The sequence below is a fragment of the Kitasatospora sp. NPDC096204 genome (assembly GCF_044763205.1).
Classification (GTDB): Bacteria; Actinomycetota; Actinomycetes; order Streptomycetales; family Streptomycetaceae; genus Kitasatospora.
Map to the genome: position 1 here is coordinate 62,878 of NZ_JBIWFT010000026.1, position 14,500 is coordinate 77,377.

The 14,500-nt window shown below is 75.9% G+C and carries 14 protein-coding genes; 2 read left to right on the top strand and 12 right to left on the bottom strand.

All coding sequences use genetic code 11. From position 1 onward, the window contains the following. Nucleotides 1–8: 8 nt before the first annotated feature. The 9 genes from ACIQ87_RS26125 to ACIQ87_RS26165 form a co-directional block, all read right to left on the bottom strand. Nucleotides 9–638 (bottom strand): V-type ATP synthase subunit D, encoded by a 630-nt coding sequence (locus tag ACIQ87_RS26125; RefSeq protein WP_402410648.1) that lies wholly within the window; start codon nucleotides 636–638, stop codon nucleotides 9–11. After that, nucleotides 635–2,029 carry a V-type ATP synthase subunit B gene (locus ACIQ87_RS26130; protein ID WP_402410651.1) on the bottom strand — a complete coding sequence of 465 codons (1,395 nt, stop codon included), beginning with the start codon at nucleotides 2,027–2,029 and terminating at the stop codon, nucleotides 635–637. The genes ACIQ87_RS26125 and ACIQ87_RS26130 overlap by 4 nt, the downstream gene beginning before the upstream one ends. Beyond that, nucleotides 2,026–3,750, bottom strand: a complete 1,725-nt coding sequence (locus ACIQ87_RS26135) for a V-type ATP synthase subunit A (protein WP_402410653.1) — start codon at nucleotides 3,748–3,750, stop codon at nucleotides 2,026–2,028. The genes ACIQ87_RS26130 and ACIQ87_RS26135 overlap by 4 nt, the downstream gene beginning before the upstream one ends. Next, the gene (locus ACIQ87_RS26140; RefSeq protein ID WP_402410656.1) at nucleotides 3,743–4,291 is read right to left on the bottom strand and encodes a hypothetical protein; all 549 of its coding nucleotides are present in this window, start codon (nucleotides 4,289–4,291) and stop codon (nucleotides 3,743–3,745) included. Before ACIQ87_RS26140 ends, ACIQ87_RS26135 begins: the two co-directional genes overlap by 8 nt. Continuing rightward, the gene (locus ACIQ87_RS26145) at nucleotides 4,288–4,506 is read right to left on the bottom strand and encodes a hypothetical protein (protein ID WP_402410659.1); all 219 of its coding nucleotides are present in this window, start codon (nucleotides 4,504–4,506) and stop codon (nucleotides 4,288–4,290) included. Before ACIQ87_RS26145 ends, ACIQ87_RS26140 begins: the two co-directional genes overlap by 4 nt. A gap of 2 nt (nucleotides 4,507–4,508) precedes the next feature. Next, complete coding sequence (locus ACIQ87_RS26150; protein WP_402410662.1) at nucleotides 4,509–4,925, bottom strand: ATP synthase subunit C; 417 nt, start codon at nucleotides 4,923–4,925, stop codon at nucleotides 4,509–4,511. Continuing rightward, nucleotides 4,922–6,286 carry a V-type ATPase 116kDa subunit family protein gene (locus ACIQ87_RS26155; protein WP_402410664.1) on the bottom strand — a complete coding sequence of 455 codons (1,365 nt, stop codon included), beginning with the start codon at nucleotides 6,284–6,286 and terminating at the stop codon, nucleotides 4,922–4,924. Before ACIQ87_RS26155 ends, ACIQ87_RS26150 begins: the two co-directional genes overlap by 4 nt. Nucleotides 6,287–6,305: 19 nt before the next feature. Further along, nucleotides 6,306–6,875: a hypothetical protein gene (locus ACIQ87_RS26160; RefSeq protein ID WP_402410667.1), complete on the bottom strand. Its 570-nt coding sequence runs from the start codon at nucleotides 6,873–6,875 to the stop codon at nucleotides 6,306–6,308. 340 nt (nucleotides 6,876–7,215) lie between these two features. Continuing rightward, on the bottom strand, nucleotides 7,216–7,656 hold the full coding sequence (locus ACIQ87_RS26165; RefSeq protein ID WP_402410670.1) for a hypothetical protein: 441 nt from the start codon (nucleotides 7,654–7,656) through the stop codon (nucleotides 7,216–7,218). Nucleotides 7,657–7,824: 168 nt separating this feature from the next. Here ACIQ87_RS26165 and ACIQ87_RS26170 point away from each other — a divergent pair, with 168 nt between their 5' ends. Then, a complete protein-coding gene (locus ACIQ87_RS26170) occupies nucleotides 7,825–8,529 on the top strand; it encodes an HPP family protein (RefSeq protein WP_402410673.1) in 705 nt (234 codons plus the stop codon). 136 nt (nucleotides 8,530–8,665) lie between these two features. On the opposite strand, the gene ACIQ87_RS26175 is transcribed toward ACIQ87_RS26170, so the two are convergent. Beyond that, nucleotides 8,666–9,157, bottom strand: a complete 492-nt coding sequence (locus ACIQ87_RS26175; RefSeq protein ID WP_402410675.1) for a universal stress protein — start codon at nucleotides 9,155–9,157, stop codon at nucleotides 8,666–8,668. Nucleotides 9,158–9,804: 647 nt separating this feature from the next. Beyond that, the gene (locus tag ACIQ87_RS26180; protein ID WP_402410677.1) at nucleotides 9,805–11,406 is read right to left on the bottom strand and encodes an ABC-F family ATP-binding cassette domain-containing protein; all 1,602 of its coding nucleotides are present in this window, start codon (nucleotides 11,404–11,406) and stop codon (nucleotides 9,805–9,807) included. A 295-nt stretch (nucleotides 11,407–11,701) separates the two neighbouring features. Here ACIQ87_RS26180 and ACIQ87_RS26185 point away from each other — a divergent pair, with 295 nt between their 5' ends. Beyond that, a complete protein-coding gene (locus ACIQ87_RS26185) occupies nucleotides 11,702–12,622 on the top strand; it encodes a RimK family alpha-L-glutamate ligase (RefSeq protein ID WP_402410680.1) in 921 nt (306 codons plus the stop codon). A gap of 137 nt (nucleotides 12,623–12,759) precedes the next feature. Here ACIQ87_RS26185 and ACIQ87_RS26190 read toward each other — a convergent pair whose 3' ends face one another. After that, the gene (locus tag ACIQ87_RS26190; RefSeq protein ID WP_402410683.1) at nucleotides 12,760–14,202 is read right to left on the bottom strand and encodes an NAD(P)/FAD-dependent oxidoreductase; all 1,443 of its coding nucleotides are present in this window, start codon (nucleotides 14,200–14,202) and stop codon (nucleotides 12,760–12,762) included. Nucleotides 14,203–14,500 lie beyond the last annotated feature (298 nt).

Consider the following 14,500-nt stretch of genomic DNA (forward strand, 5'->3'; position numbering starts at 1 on the left):
CCGCGCGGTCAGCGACCGCGGCCGTGGCCCTGCTGCGCCGCTGCCCAGCGCCGTCGTACCGCGTCCTCGTGCTCGGCCTGTTCCAGGGCCTGGTCCACGGCCGCCAGCTCGGAGCACAACCGGGGGATCCAGCGCTGCCGCAGGGCGCGGACCCGCCGGGCGGTGCGCCCGGCCTCCGCTGCCATGAGTCGCGTCGCGGTACGGGCCGAGGCGAGGGCGGCGGCCGCGCGGACGGCCTCCCGGTAGGCGGCTTCGGCGCGCACAAGCGCGGTGTTGGCCGGCACCGGCTCCCGGTCGCTCCGCACGGCGTCGGTGCAGGAGACGCCCGAAGGGTGCCGCACCCCCATGGACACGGTCCATTCGACCGTGACGTCGGCCCGGCCGGCCGGCGCCGCTGTGGCCAGGGCGCGCTCGCCGTTCAGCAGCACTCCGCGCAGCAGCCAGGTCTCGGCCTCGGCCAGCCGCTCCTGCCAGGCCCGTTCGGCGTCCTGCTCCTGTCCGTGCAGCAGTGCGTGCCGCTTCCGGAGGATCCGCAGTTTGCGGTCCAGCAGCTCGGCGCCGCGCAGGGCGACGTCCAGGCTGTGCCGCAGGCGCAGTCGGGCGGCCCGACCGGTGGGGGCGCGGCGCCGTGCGGTCATCGCGCACCGCGAGCGTCGAGCAGCTCGGTGGGCAACATGGCCAGTTGGCTGCGTGGCAGGGTGAGCAGGACCTCCCATGCCCGGTCCAGGGCGTCCTCCAACGGCAGGTTCCGGTCGGGGCGTTGGGCGAGGAAGCGGTGCGGGAAGGCGCCGTCGAGTTCCAGATAGCGCTGGTCGGTGGGGCTGAGGGCGGAGCGGCCGATCAGGTCGGCGAGTTCGCCGACCTGCCGGGCGCGGGCGAGTGCGGCCAGCAGTTGCGCGGCGACGTCGAGGTGGTCGGGCCGGGTGCGGCCCGGTCCGGCGCCCCTGCGCATCAGCCGGGAGAGCGAGGAGAGCACGTCCACCGGAGGGTAGACGCCGCGCGCGTGCACCTCGTGGCTGAGGACGATCTGGCCCTCGGTGATGTAGCCGGTGAGGTCCGGCACCGGATGGGTGATGTCCCCGGCGGGCATGGTCAGCACCGGCAGTACCGTGACCGAACCGGGCCGGCCCTGGATCCGGCCGCAGCGCTCGTACAGCGAGGCCAGGTCGCTGTACAGGTAGCCGGGGTAGGCCCGCCGGGCGGGGATCTCGCCGCGCGCGGCGGACACCTCGCGGAGGGCTTCGGCGTACGCGGTCATGTCGGTCATCACCACCAGGACGTGCCGCCCACCCTCGAAGGCGAGGTGCTCCGCGACCGTGAGCGCGATCCGAGGGGTGAGCAGCCGCTCGATCACCGGGTCGTCGGCGGTGTTGAGCAGCAGCACCAGTTCACCGGCCCCGGATCGTTCGGCGAGGGCGTTCCGGACGAAGGCGGCGTCGGCGTGGGTGAGGCCGATTCCGGCGAAGACCACGCTGAACGACTCGCCGCCGCTGGTGGACTGGGCGGCGATCTGGACGGCCAGTTCGAGGTGCGGCAGGCCGGCTGCCGAGAACACCGGCAGTTTCTGCCCGCGCACCAGGGTGGTGAGCACGTCGACGGCGCCGATCCCGGTCAGCACCGGCTCGGCCGGAGGCTCACGCCGCCGCGGGTTGATCGGTGCTCCGCCGACCGGGGCGGTGGTCGCCCCGAACACGGGCGGGCCGCCGTCGACGGGCTCACCGCGCCCGTTGCAGACCCGCCCCAGCCAGCCCGTGCCGACCGGGACACGCAGCGGGCTCCCCGTGAAGGCCGCCCGGGTGGTGGCCGGGTCCATGCCGGCGGTGTCCTCCAGCACCTGCACCACGGCGAGGTCCCGGTCGGCCTCCAGGACGAGGCCGTGGCGCTGCTCGCCCGTGCCGAGGGTGATCCGGACGAACTCGTCCCAGCCGACCCCGGCGACCCCGCCCACCACGAGCAGCGGACCGCGCAGCTCACGGACATCCGTGTACTCGACCTCCTCATGGGCCGACGGGTCCCATGGCGCGGTCATCGCAGCGCTCCGAGTGCGGCGAGCAGCGCGTCCCGGCGGGCCAGAACCCCTGCCGCGTCGGCCGGGCCGAGCTCCTCGCCGGCCCGCAGCAGCGCGGTGTAGTCGGCCTGTTCCACGGCGTCCACCGCCGTGCCGGTGTCGACCAGTTCCCGGCAGCGGGCGACCACGGAGAGCACGGCCTCCGCGAGGGCAGCGGTCTTCGGTGGTGCGCAGTACGCGTCGTGTGCCGACAGCGCGCTCTGCTGGAGCACCGCCTCCCGGACCAGACGCCCCGCGAGCACGCTGAGCCGCTCCTGATCGGGCAGCGCCGTGATGCCCACCAGCTCGACCAGGTCGGCCAGCCGGTCCGCCTCGGCCAGCAGCGCGGCGATCCGCGCACGGCGCTCGGCCCAGGACGGGTCTCCGGCGGCGGCGTGGGCGGCGGCGAGGAGGGTGGCGTCACGGGAGAAGGAGCCGGGCCAGGAGACGGCCGGGTAGTGCCGGGCGTAGGCGAGTTCGCGGTCGAGCGTCCACAGGCAGCGCACGAAGCGCTCGGTGTGCGCGGTCACGGGTTCGGTCAGGTCACCGCCGGGCGGTGAGACGGCACCGACGACGGTCACCGAGCCCAGCGCACCGCCGAGCGTGCGCACGGCTCCGGCCCGTTCGTAGAAGGCGGCCAGCTCGGAGGCGAGCCCCGCCGGATAGCCCTCCTCGGCGGGCAGCTCGCCCATCCGGGACGCGAACTCCCGCAACGCCTCGGCCCAACGGGAGGTGGAGTCGGCGATCACCACCACGTCCAGGCCGAGGTCCCGGAAGTACTCGGCGACCGTCACCCCGGTGTGCACGCTCGCCTCGCGGGCCATCATCGGCATGTTGGAGGTGTTGGCGATGACGACCGTGCGGTCGGCGAGCCGGCCGCCGGTCCGCGGGTCGTCGAGGCCGCTCAGGTCGGCGATCACCTCGGCCATCTCGTTGCCCCGTTCGCCGCAACCCACGTACACGATGACGTCGGCGTCACACCACTTGGCGATCTGCTGCAGCAGCACGGTCTTCCCGGTGCCGAAGCCGCCCGGGACGGCGACCGAGCTGCCCCGGGCGACCGGGAAGAGCAGGTCGACGGCGCGTTGGCCGGTGTGCAGCGGCCGGGCGGCGTCCACCCGCTCCCGGACCGGCCGGGGCCTGCGGATCGGCCACCGCTCGCCCATTCCGACCTCCGTGCCGCCGATCACCGCGAGCACCGCGTCGGCCCCGTACGGCCCCCCGGCCGCGACATGTGACAGCGGGCCGCAGACGCCGGGCGGTACGAGGACGGGAAGGGGAACCGCCGCTCCGGTGATCTCGCCGACCTCTGCCCCTTCGGGCAGCGAGTCGCCCACCGCCGCGGTTGGCTCGAAGTGCCAGGCCCGGCCGTCGTCGACAGCGGCACCGAGTCCGGGGACCAGCCAGTCGCCCGCGGCGGTCAGGGGCCTTAGCAGGCCGTCGTAGACGCCGCCGAGCAGCCAGGGCCCCAGCGCGACGCGCAGCGGGCCGCCTTGGGAGCGGGCCGGCTGCCCCGGTGTCAGACCGCCGGTGTACTCGTACGCCTGCACCGTCGCCGTACCGCCGGTGATGGCCACCACCTCCCCGGGCAGCTCCGCCGGGCCGAGCAGTGCCACGTCGTGCATGGCCAGGTCACCGCCGTACGTGATCTCGACCAGCGGCCCGGCCACCCGGAGGACCCGCGACGGGGCCGCCTCAGCCACCGGAGTCCCCGCCGTCGGCTTCCGGGCTCCACAGCTGCTCCACCTCGGGACCCAAGCGCTCCAGCGCCCGGCGCGTGAGAGTCGGCAGACCGAAGTCGACCAGCCGCCCGGGCACGTCGGCGAGCAGCCCGCCGTTCGGATGAGCGGTGATCCGGGCGCCCGGCCCGAGCAGGTCGCGGGCCCGCTCGGTGAGCCGGGTGGAGATCGCCGGGTCCGCCCCGTACCGCTCCCGGGCGCGCTCGGTGGCGAGCCGGAGCAGGTCGGCATACGCCTCGCCCCGGGCGGCCAGTTCGGCGGTCCGGGCCGCGCGGCGCGCCCGGGCGAGTTCGCCCGCGGCGACGCCGCGCCCGTCCTGGACGCCCTGACGCCGCGCCTCGGCCAGCACCGCCTCGGCCTCGGCCCGGGCGGCGGCCTCGGTCTCCTCCGCGTTGCGCCGCGCCTCGGCCAGCACCGCCTCGGCCTCGGCCCGGGCAGTGCGCAGCAGCTCGGCCCGGACCGGGGCCAGGGCATCCGCGTGCGGGGCCGGTGCGCCGCCGGTCACGGCAGCACCACCGTGAGCGGCCGGCCCGCGTCCAGCCGTTCGGGGCCGAGCGCCAGGGCCGCCGCCGGGGTGACGATCACCAGTGCCGTCCCCCGGGGCAGGTCCTCCCACGCCTTCCGGACCTCGACCGGCTGCTCGGCGGTCAGCACGACGACCCCGGCCAACGCGAAGCCGGCCACCCGGGCCCGCTCGCCGACGGCGGCGACGGTGCCCACGGTCAGGCCTTCCCGATCAGCAGGATCGCCACCACCAGCCCGTACACGGCGATCCCCTCGGCCAGTCCGACGATGACCATCGCCCGGCCGAACAACTCGGGCCGCTCGCTCATCGCGGCGATCGCCGCCGCGCCGGTGTAGCCGACGGCGATCGCCGCGCCGATCGAGGCACCGGCGACGGCGACTCCGGCCCCGATCAGCGCGGCCGATCCGGACCCTGAGTTCGCCGCCGCGACGGGCGCCGCCGCCTGGGCCGGGGCGTTCAGGGCCGTCACCAGCAGCGCGAGCGCCCCGCCGAGCACGGCGGCGTTGGCACCGAGCAGCCAACGCACGGCCGACCGTCCTCGCCGGCGGGTCAGCAGACGGACCACGCCGAAAGCGGCGGCCAGGACGGGAAGCGCGATCAGCCAAGCGATCACCGGGACTCCTCCGCTCGTCGGACGGGCAGGTGCCAGGGCCGGAACGGGCGGCCCAGGCCCTCGAACACCCGGGAGAACAACTCGTAGAACTCCAGCCGCAGCGCCTGCACACCGGCCACCAGCGCCTCCAGCGCGAAGGTCACGGCGTTGCCGACGGTGAACAGGACCACCGCGCCGAGCACCCCCCAGGGCCCGCGCTCGGCCAGCCCAGCGGTGCCGCGCCAGACCACCTGCCCGAGCGCCGCGTGGGTGAGGCCGAAGGCCGCGAGCCGGGCGAAGGACACGGTGTTCGCGAAGATCCGCAGCACCGCGTCGAAGAGTTGCACGGCGGTCTGCGCCGCTCCGCCCGCCCCGCCGGCGCTGCCCGTGAACAGCCCCACACCCGCGGCCCCGAGCCCGGCCACCGTGAGCACCGCCCCGACGCCCAGCAGCGCGGGCAGGCGCAGGTACCACCCGCCGCCGAGCGCGGCGAGGCCCAGGAAGAGCGCCAGCCCCGCCACCCCCGAGACCGCGTACAGGGCCCTGGCCGGACCGCCCTCGCGCCACCGGTTCACCGCGCCGCCCACGAAGGCGAGCGTGAGCAGCACCCCGCCCAGACCGACGGCCGCCACCAGCAGCCGTTCCGGCCGGTCCAGCGGATCCATCCAGAGCACGGGCAGCACACCGGTCGGACCGAAGAACTCCCCGTACGCCAGGCCCGCCAGCACACTGGCCAACCCGGCCCCGGCCACGAACGGCCACAGCGGGAGCAACCGCGCCGCCCGCCGGGGGCGTCCGGAGCCCAGCAGCGACGCGGCCAGGAGCAGCAGCACGCCGTGTCCGACGTCGCCGAACATCAGGCCGAACATCACCACGTACGCGATCCCGGCCGACCAGGTCGGGTCCAGGTCCCGGTACGGCACCGTCCCGTAGGTCGTCACCAGGGGAGTGAACGCCTGCCGCACCGGTCCGGTGGCCAGCAGCGTGGGCGGATCGACCCCGCGCGGTGCCCGTACCGGCACGAGAGCGCCGCCGACCGCGGCCAACCGCCCGGCCAGCGCCGGGACGGCCCTCGCCGGGCACCAGCCGGCCAGCGCGGCGACCTCGCCCCGGTGGACCGCCGCTGCCGCGTGTTGCTCGATCTGGGCCTCACCCGCGAGCAGCCCCAGCCGTCCTTCCCGCTCCAACGCGTCGAGGTCCGGCTCGGGCCCGGCCAGGAGCGTCGGAGTGCCAGGGGCGGCGGACAGCCGTTGGAGGCGCCGCCCCGCCGGGCCCGGCGGGGCCTCCTCGATCCGCTCGACCTCGACGCAGCCCGCGTCGGCCACCAGCAGCAGCGTCTCGCGCAGGGCCGCGCTCGGGGCGACGATCGCGACCCGTCGCATCCGAACCGGTGTGACGGCCTCAGCCCAGCGCATCGAACGCCTCCAACGGTCCGCCGCCGCGTTCGGCGAGTTCCAGGGCGGCCCGTACCCGCCAGGCGTCCGCGGACAGCACGGCCACGGCCCCCACCACCGGCGCCAGCCCGTAGCGGCTGTCGCGCAGCAGCTCGCGGCCGTCCTGTTCGAGCACCTCCCACCAGCGGGCCTCCGCCCGCCACAGCTCGTCCGAGCCGTCCAGACCCGCCACCGCCCAGGCCGCGGCCGGATCCATCCGTTGCCGGAACTCCTCGAACGAGGCCGCCTCCACCGCTCCCGGCCGCAGCAGCCGACCCGCCTCCCGGGCCGCCTCCGCCGGGAGGTGCCGACCGGCGACGAAGAGGCTGCGGGCGGTCAGCAGCGCGGCCCGGCCCTGTGCCCATCGTCTGGCGGGCGGCACCGTCTCCGCGGTACGGGCCGCTGCGACCATCCGCAGCACCACGGCCACGGTCGCCGGATCCTCCCCGCCCGGGTCGCCCCAGGCCGAGGCCGCCAGCGCCGCCCGCACCTCGCCGGGGGTGCGGGCCCGCTCCACCCGCCGCCAGGCGGTGGCCAACGCCCCCCAGCCGGTACGGCGGCGGCCCGTCCGGCGGCCGCAGTCGCTCCTCGATGTTGGCGATCTCGAACCCGGCCGCCAGGGCGCAATGCGATCCCCCCGGCGCGCGGGAGCCAGCCCGCGAGGACCCGCAGGTGCCACAGCAGGGTCGCGGAGACGGCCCGCTGCGCCTGCGCGAGGGTTGCGTCGGTCGGCAGGAACCTGCGGTAGGGCGTGACGGCCAGGTGACGCAGGGCTGTCGGGAGCCCGGCGCAGGCGGCGAGTTCCCGGGCCTCCGGCCGGCCCAGGCGGCGCGAGAGCAGGCTCCTCGCCCGGGTCACCCCGCCGACCCACGCGGCGCTCACCGGGACCTCCTCGGCTCCCGGGCGTCGGCCAGGGCGAGTTCCGCCACCCGGTCGGCCAGTTCGGGCATCCGCTCGCGCGCCCTGCGGCGCACCTGTGAGGCGGCCCGATCGGCGGCCGCGATCAGCTCGGCCGCCTGGGCCTCGGCCGCCCGCCGGGCCGGAGCCGCGCTCTCCGCGCGGACCTGCGCTGTCCGAGCCCTGGCCTCGTCGACGATCCGCGCCGCATGACGGGCCGCGTCCCGTCGGATGCGTTCGGCTTCGTCGGCGGCCGCCGTCCGGACGGCCGCCGCCTCCTCCTGGGCCTGTGTCAACTGCGCCAGCGATGGTGCCAGCTCCGCCTCCAGCTCGGCCGCGCGGTCGGCGGGGACACCGGTGGCAGCCGCCCCGGGCGCACCCAGCGGGCGGAACCGCGCCAGGAAGTCCCGAAGTCGCGCCATGCGAAGCCTCCTGCGGTCGGCCCCTACTCCAGTCTCCACGCTCGTCCCGGTGTGTCGCCCGTTGTTGGGCCGTCCGCCGCCGGCCTGGGGCCGACCGGCACAAGCCGGGACGGCGGCGCCGGACGGACACTGGCCGCAGTGAGGAACACCGTGACAGGGAGGACCGCCGTGAGCGAGCACGATGACTTTTCCGCTGGAGCGGAGGCCCGCCGTGCCACACCCGGCAAGGCGTGGAGCCCCGAGGAGCCGCACCGCCAGGAGACGCTGCTGCGCTATCTCGGCGCCGTCGCCTCCGCCACCGCTTCCCGGGGCGCCGAGCGGCCCCAGCCGGCCGAGGCGGCCGAGGGCGCACCGGTCCCGGCGGAGACGGCCGAGGGCGTACCGGTCGAGCCGGAGGTCCCGCAGGTCATGCGGGTGCGCGAGGTCATGGACGTACCCGCCCTGTCCGTCCGGGGCGACCTGCCCTTCCTGGAGCTGGCCCGCATGCTGGACCGGGAGGACATCGGCGCGGTGCCGGTCGTGGACGCCGAGGACCGGGTGATCGGGATGGTGTCCGAGTCCGATCTGCTGGCCAAGGCCGCCGTCGAAGCCGAGAGGCAGCGCCCCGGCCCGATCGGCCGCCTGCGCGAGCACCGCCTCCACGAGAAGGCACGGGGTGAGAACGCCGCCAGCCTGATGTCGGTGCCCGCCGTCTCGGTCCGCCCGGGTACGACAGTCGCCGACGCCGCCCGCGTCGCGGCTCGGTCGAAGCTCAAGCGGATGCCGGTGACGGACCAGCACGGCCGACTGGTGGGAGTCGTCCGCCGGACCGCGCTGTTGCGCGCCCTGGTCCGGGACGACGAGAAGATCCGCGACCACCTGATCGCGGCATGAGGAGACACGAGGACCGCTGCCCCGAACCGCCCGGACGGAAGGCCTCCCGCTCGGTGAGGGGGAGCCGGGTGCGGGCGGTTCGGGGCGGCGTGCCGTGTTCTCCTCCGGGAGGTCCGCCGATTCACGGGCGCGGGCCTCACCCGGTCGTGCCCTCGGGCCCGGGCGGCACGACGACCACGGGGAGGTGGGCGTGGTGGACGATCTCGGTGCTGGTCGAGCCGAGCGAGAGCCGGCCCCAGAGGCCGGCGCCGCGGGAGCCCACCACCAGCAGGTCGGCGTCCTGGCTCGCGTCCAGCAGGACCTGCGTGGGCCGGCCGCGCTCGCAGCGCACCTCGATCTCCACGTACGGCTCGCCGACTTGCCGTCGCAGTTCCTCGACCGAGTCCGTCACGTCGCGGGCGACGCTGTCCCGCAGGTGCGGAGCCGGTTCGCCGCCCCCGCCCCAGCCCGTCACGGCCCGGGCCGCCGGCTCGGCGTGCTTGCCGCCGAAGGCGCAGACGGCCCGCACGCCGACTCCGCGCAGCTGCGCCTCGCGAAGAGCGAAGAGCACGGCCCGGCGGGCGTGCTCCGAGCCGTCCGTACCGACGACGATCGGACCAGGGGGACCCGACGCGGGAGTGGTGTTCACGGCGACCTCCTCGATGTACGACCCGGCGACGGCCTGAGCTGCGGCCCGTCCGGCCCGCTGGCTCCGGGGAGGCCCGGTGGGGGACGGTCCGTAGACCTTCATGATCCTCCGGGAACCGTCCGGCGGCACGTCCGTCCGCGGCCCGACCGGGAGGCGGGTGCCCGCCACGGGGACGGGCCGAGCCGGGAGGGAGTTCTCCGCGGAGGTCCGGCCGGCACTCGCGGCCGCCGGTCCGGTCGTGCCGGACCCGGAGTGCGGCGTCTCCCGAGGACGGCGGTCGCCGCGAGAAGGGGGCTGCGGCGCCTCCGGGGCCGAGGTGCGGATCCCGCCGGCCCGGCGGATGCTGCCAGGGGATGGTGCGGGAACCGGCCGGGCCCTGGCCGAGAGCATCGAGAAGGCGGTCGGCGCCGAGCCCCCCGGCGGAGGTGACCGCCCGGGTGGAGGAGGGCACACCCGCGCAGGTGCTGGTTGAAGGCGGCCGCCGCCGAGGACGTGGTGCTGCTGGTGGTGGGAGGCCGAGGGGCGGGGGGCTTCACCCGCGCCGTGGCGAACACCACATCGCGCCCGGTCGGTTCGCGGCGCGGGCCCGTGCCCGGCCCGCCCGCCGGGAGGAGCCTCGGCGGGGCGGGGCGGGCGGCGAACGAATGTCAGGACTGCGCGACGAGGTCCAGGTAGGCGTCGTGCCAGAGGTCCTCGTCGCCGTCCGGCAGGAGGAGCACGCGGTCCGGCCGGAGGGCCTCGATGGCGCCCGGGTCGTGGGTGACCATCACGATCGCGCCCGGGTAGGTGCCGACCGCCGCCAGGACCTCCGTGCGGGAGGCCGGGTCGAGGTTGTTGGTCGGTTCGTCCAGCAGCAGGACGTTGGCGCCGGAGTGCACCAGGGCGGCGAGGGCGAGCCGGGTCTTCTCCCCGCCGGACAGCACCCCGGCCGGCTTGTCGGCGTCGTCGCCCCGGAAGAGGAACGCGCCGAGCACGTGCCGCAGTTCGCCGTCGGTCAGGCCGGGCGCGGCCTCGGCGAGGTTGTCGCGCACGCTGAGTGCCGGGTCGAGGGTCTCGTGCTCCTGGGCGAAGTAGCCGAGCCGCAGTCCGGTGCCGGGGACGACGCGGCCGGAGTCCGGGGTCTCCCGGCCGGCCAGGATGCGCAGCAGGGTGGTCTTGCCGGCCCCGTTCAGGCCGAGCACGACCAGCCGGCTGCCACGGTCCACGGCGAGGTCCAGGCCGGTCAGCACCGGCCGGCCGCCGTAGGACTTGGCGAGGCTGATCGCGCCGAGCGGCATCCGGCCGCACGGGGCGGGCTCGGGCAGTCGGATCCGGGCGGTGCGCTCGGCCTGTCGGACGGGTTCGAGTCCGGCGAGCATCCGGTCGGCCCGCCGGGCCATGCTGCGGGCGGTGGTCGCGGTGGCGACGTTGGCCCGCATCCGGTCGGCCTGCGCGTGCAGGGAGGCGGCCTTGCGCTCGGCGTTGGCCCGTTCCCGGGTGCGGCGGCGCTCGTCGGCGGCACGCTGCGTCAGGTAGGTCTGCCAGCCGGTGTTGTGGACGTCGACCGTGGCGCGCTGCGGGTCGAGGTGGAACACCCGGTTGACGGTCTCCGCGAGCAGCCCGAGGTCGTGGCTGATCAGTACCAGCCCGCCCTGGTGGCCGGCGAGGAAGCCGCGCAGCCAGGCGATGGCGTCGGCGTCCAGGTGGTTGGTCGGTTCGTCCAGCAACAGGGTGCCGTGGTCGGCGAACAGGATGCGGGCCAGCTCGACCCGGCGGCGCTGGCCGCCGGAGAGCGTGCCGACGGGGGAGTCCATCACCCGGGTGGGCAGGCCGAGGCCGGCCGCGACCCGGGCCGCTTCGGCCTCGGCGGCGTAGCCGCCCCGGGACTGGAACCCGGCTTCGGCCCGGACGTACGAGTCCATCGCCCGGCGCTCCTCGGCCGCCGACCCGGCCCGGGCCATCGCCGCCTCGGCGGCGCGCAGGGCGTGGACGGCGCCGTCCAGGCCGCGGGCGGACAGGATGCGGTCGGTGACGGTGACCGACGGGTCGGCGGCGCGGGAGTCCTGCGGGAGGTAGCCGACGGCCCCGGTCCGGGTGACGGTGCCGGCGGCGGGCGCCAGCTGACCGGCGAGGGTGGCGAGCAGGGTGGTCTTGCCGGCGCCGTTGCGGCCGACCAGGCCGATCCGGTCGCCGGGGGCGATGTGCAGGGTGACATCGGACAGCAGCAGGCGGGCGCCGACGCGCACGTCGACACCACGGGTGGTGATCATGGGATAACGCTCCGAAACGACTAGCGGACAGACGGGTGGCGTGGAAGCGGTCCGTCGGCTAGGAGATTCGGGGCGTAGACATGTGGGGCACGGTAGTTGTTGGGGCGGAGCGAGCGCATCCGAATTAACGGGTGACCCATCCGGAGCGGGTCGTCGGTGTGCGCTGTCCACATCCGGAGCGGGTCGTCGGTGGACGCTGCCCCGCCTACAGCGGTGAGGTTTCGGCCATGCGGCTCGGCGGATGGCGCACAGGGCGCTCTTGTCGTGATCACGCTGCAATCGCTTGCATGTCCGCATGGCCCGACGCGACCTCGTACTCCTGACCGACCACAGTTCGACCGAAGGCAGCCGGAAGGTGCTCGCCGCCGCCGCGCGGACGCTGACCGGCCGGGAGCCCGTACACCTGGACGCCCGGCACTTCATGACCGGCGGCAGCGGCCTGGTCGAGGCCGACGACGAGGGCGGGTTCCGGCTGGAGGCGGGCGGTCGGAGGGTGTCCGCCGACACGGTGATCGTGTACGAGATCCCGCCGGACCGGCGGCGCGCGTTCGAGGACTGCCAGCGGCGGCTGCGCGGATTCGGCGCCCGGTCGCTCGGAGTCGACGCCGAGGCGTGGCGGGCGGCCACCGAGAAGGACCTCACCGTCGCCCGCTTCGTCCGGGACGGCGTGCCGCACATGCCCAGCATCGCGCTCTCCAAGCCGAGCCCGGAGGCCGCCGCCGAGGCCTTCGCGGAACTCGGCGGCGACGTCTGGGCCCGGCCCTGCGTCGGGATGGGCGGGGGCGACGTCTTCCACGTCACCACCCGTGCCCAGCTCGACGCTGCCGCGCGGCACTACGCGCGGGTGGGGGCGGACTGGCTGATCGCCCGCGACGCCCGGAACGTCCTCCCGGACGGGAGCCGCCACCAGTACCGGGTGGTGGTGCTGCACGGGCGGGTGGTCCGGGTGGTCGAGCACGTCCAGGCGGACCCGGACGCGCCCTGCAACGAGAGCCGGGGCGCCGTCTCCACCCTGCTGGACTACGGCGACCTGCCCGACGGGCTGGCGGAGGCGGCCGTCGCGGCGGCCGCCTCCCTGGGCCTGGACCTCGCCGGGGTGGACCTCGCCGCCGAGAGCGGCGGCGTGGTCTTCGAGGTCAACGTCCACCCCGCCTTCGGCCGGCGCGGCCTGGAACAGGTGGCGCTGCCCTACGTCGCGGCGCACCTCGGCGAGTAGCACCCGGGCGCCCCCGGCGCCGGGCCTGAGGGCCTCGGGCCCATGGTCTGCGGTCCGCGGCCCCCTCAGGTCAAGTCCGGCTCGGGCCGACGCCGGCTCGGGCCGATGCCGGCTCGGGCCGATGCCGATTCGCCTGCTCAGGCCCGCAGGATCGCCGTGAGCACCGGCGGCCGGAACAGCAGTGACGGCGGCGCCACCAGCGACATCACCTCGTGGAACGCCGCAGTGACGGCCGGGTCCCGGGTGCTGGCGGCCAGCACCTTGTCGAAGAACCGGTGCTGGAGCCCGACCAGGCTGCCGGAGGGCGCGCCGGTGGTGGCGCGGAAGCGGGCGTCCTCGGCGCAGGAGATCATCCACGGGATCTTGGACGCGGCGGCGACGGCGTGCCGTGCGGCCCGTGCGGTGGCGTGCCCGATGCCGCCGTGCCGCTTCGCGGTGCGGCGCAGCTCCCGGGCGCAGAACAGGGCGACGGTGACGCCCTGCCCGTACACCGGGTTGAAGGTGCTCGCGGCGTCGCCGACCACCACCAGTCCGTCCGGGGAACTGCGCTCGTAGTGTCGGCGCATGCCCGGGCCGGGGTGGAAGCCGCGTATCCCGCCCGCCGGTTCGGCGTCCCGCAGCAGCTCGCGCAGGAGCGGGTCACGCAGCAGGCCCAGGTGCTCGGTGAACCCCTCCTCGCCGGGCCCCGGTTCGGCGCCGCGCATCCCGGCGAGGCTGACGATCCAGCGGTCGCCCTCGACCGGCAGCAGCACGCCCAAGCGCGGCGCGTCCGGTGCCTTGGTCTGCAGGTAGGCCGCCCGGCCCGGCCCGAGCTCGGACCCGGCGGGGCGGTGGAAGATCCGGGAGGCGTACGCGACGCCCGCGTCCACCCGCTCCTCGGGCACCGGCGGGCAGCCCAGCTCGGCGAGCCACTTCGGCACCGAGGTCGAACGGCCTGCCGCGTCCACCACCAACTCGGCCGGGATCTCCCGCACTTCACCGCGCTCGGAGCCGCGCGCCGAGTCGTGCGCCGAGTCGTGCACCGAGTCGTGCGCGGAGCCGTGCTCCGCGTCGCGCTCCGAACCGTTCTCGGAACGCTCGGAGCCGTGCGCCGACCCGCGCGAGCGGACCTTCACCCCGGTCACCACTCCCGCCGAGCCGAGCAGCCCGACCACGTCCGTCCCCTCCAGGATCTCGATCGCGGGGTGGGCGCGGACCCGGTCCAGCACCAGCTTGTCCAGCAGTGGCCGGGTACAGGAGAGGAAGCCCACCTGTGCCGGGTACTCGGCCAGCCACCCCGCGGCGCACAGCCACTTGACGTCCGAGGCGGCCACCTGCTGCGCGCCCGCGGCCGTCAGCTCCTGCCGGATGCCGGGCATCATCTCCTCCAGCAGCCGGTGCCCGGCCTCCAGCACCAGGTGGGCGTGCCGGCCCTGCGGCACCCCGGCCCGGAACTCCGTCCCCGCCGGGTACCGGTCCCGCTCCACCACGACGATCCGCTCGGCGAACCCGCGCAGTGCCCACGCGGCCGCCAGTCCCGCGAGCCCGCCGCCCATCACCACTGCCGTTCCCCGCCCCGGGGCCCTCTCCGAAGAAGTCATGGCACGTAGCGTAGTGGCGCCGTCTCCTCCCCGTGATCGCTTCGCTCCGGACGAACGCGCCTGCGCGGCGGGGCCGTTGACGCAGCGTGAGGAACGCACCGGGCGGTCCCTGGCGTGCGGGCGCGAGCGGTGGGTGCGGTGGGCGCGGTCCGCGGCAGGGCCCGGGTCGGAGTCCGCGGCGTGCGGGTACTAGACTCGGCGGGGTTGTGCTGGCACCCCTCCCGGTGCGCAGGCGCGCGGAGGCCAGGAGGTGAGAGTCGTGGAGTGCAATAGTACGGGCCGAAGTCGGCCCCGCCCC

What these genes read in the sequence shown, in the direction of transcription:
- ACIQ87_RS26165 (WP_402410670.1), bottom strand. Translation starts at nt 7,656, where the DNA reads ATGGCGCGACTTCGGGACTTCCTGGCGCGGTTCCGCCCGCTGGGTGCG.
- ACIQ87_RS26190 (WP_402410683.1), bottom strand. Translation starts at nt 14,202, where the DNA reads ATGACTTCTTCGGAGAGGGCCCCGGGGCGGGGAACGGCAGTGGTGATG.
- ACIQ87_RS26185 (WP_402410680.1), top strand. Translation starts at nt 11,702, where the DNA reads ATGGCCCGACGCGACCTCGTACTCCTGACCGACCACAGTTCGACCGAA.
- ACIQ87_RS26125 (WP_402410648.1), bottom strand. Translation starts at nt 638, where the DNA reads ATGACCGCACGGCGCCGCGCCCCCACCGGTCGGGCCGCCCGACTGCGC.
- ACIQ87_RS26180 (WP_402410677.1), bottom strand. Translation starts at nt 11,406, where the DNA reads ATGATCACCACCCGTGGTGTCGACGTGCGCGTCGGCGCCCGCCTGCTG.
- ACIQ87_RS26130 (WP_402410651.1), bottom strand. Translation starts at nt 2,029, where the DNA reads ATGACCGCGCCATGGGACCCGTCGGCCCATGAGGAGGTCGAGTACACG.
- ACIQ87_RS26155 (WP_402410664.1), bottom strand. Translation starts at nt 6,286, where the DNA reads ATGCGACGGGTCGCGATCGTCGCCCCGAGCGCGGCCCTGCGCGAGACG.